An 857-nucleotide genomic window follows, 5' to 3' on the forward strand; every position below is an offset into this window, starting at 1 on the left:
GCGCCGGGTGGCGCGGCCGCGCATCGTGCTGGCCGACCCGGAGGATCGGGCCTGTATGGCTGGGTGAAATCGGGCGACCTGTCGGTCAGCGGTTCCTCCATCACCGAAGGCATCGGCCAGTCGCGCGTGACGGGCAATCTGGAAGGGCTGCACTTCGATGACGCCGAGCGCATTCCCGACGCGGAGGCGCTGGAGCAGATTTACGCCCTCCTCATCCACGAGGGGCTGTCGGTCGGCGGTTCGACGGGCATTAACATCGCCGCCGCCATGCGCGTGGCGCGCGCCATGGGGCCGGGGCACCGTATCGTCACCATCCTGAGCGACGGCGGCGCGCGCTACCAGTCCAAGCTGTTCAATCCCGCCTTCCTGCGCGGCAAGAACCTGCCGGTGCCCGCCTGGCTGGCCTGAAGCCGCCCCCATGGCCCGATAATTGCAACGGAGTGAAACATCTGGTGCGGGGGCGTGGCCGGTCATGTAAACTGCGGGCATGACCCCCCTGCCGCATATCCTGATCATTGATGACGACCGCGAGATCCGTGACCTGCTGGCGCGCTTTCTCGAACGCAACGAACTGCGTGTCACCACCGCGCGCGACGGGCACGAAGCCCGCCGCCGCTGGGCGGAGGGGCACTACCAGCTTGTCATCCTCGACCTCATGCTGCCGGGGGAAAGCGGGCTGGACATCTCGCGCTGGCTGCGCACACAGGCCAACGTGCCCATCGTGATGCTGACCGCCATGGGCGATGACACCGACCGGATCATCGGGCTGGAACTGGGGGCGGATGATTACGTGCCCAAACCCTTCAACCCGCGCGAACTGCTGGCGCGCATCCGCGCGGTGCTGCGCCGCACCTCCG

1 protein-coding gene and 1 pseudogene are annotated in these 857 nt (G+C 67.7%); both read left to right on the top strand.

From position 1 onward, the window contains the following. Nucleotides 1-408 (top strand): annotated as a pseudogene (locus tag JCM25156_RS18615) (pyridoxal-phosphate dependent enzyme); the annotation flags it as partial. A 79-nt stretch (nt 409-487) separates the two neighbouring features. After that, the coding region (locus tag JCM25156_RS18620; protein ID WP_025814332.1) for a response regulator at nt 488-857 on the top strand (370 nt) is incomplete at its 3' end.

The organism is Komagataeibacter kakiaceti JCM 25156 (assembly GCF_000613305.1).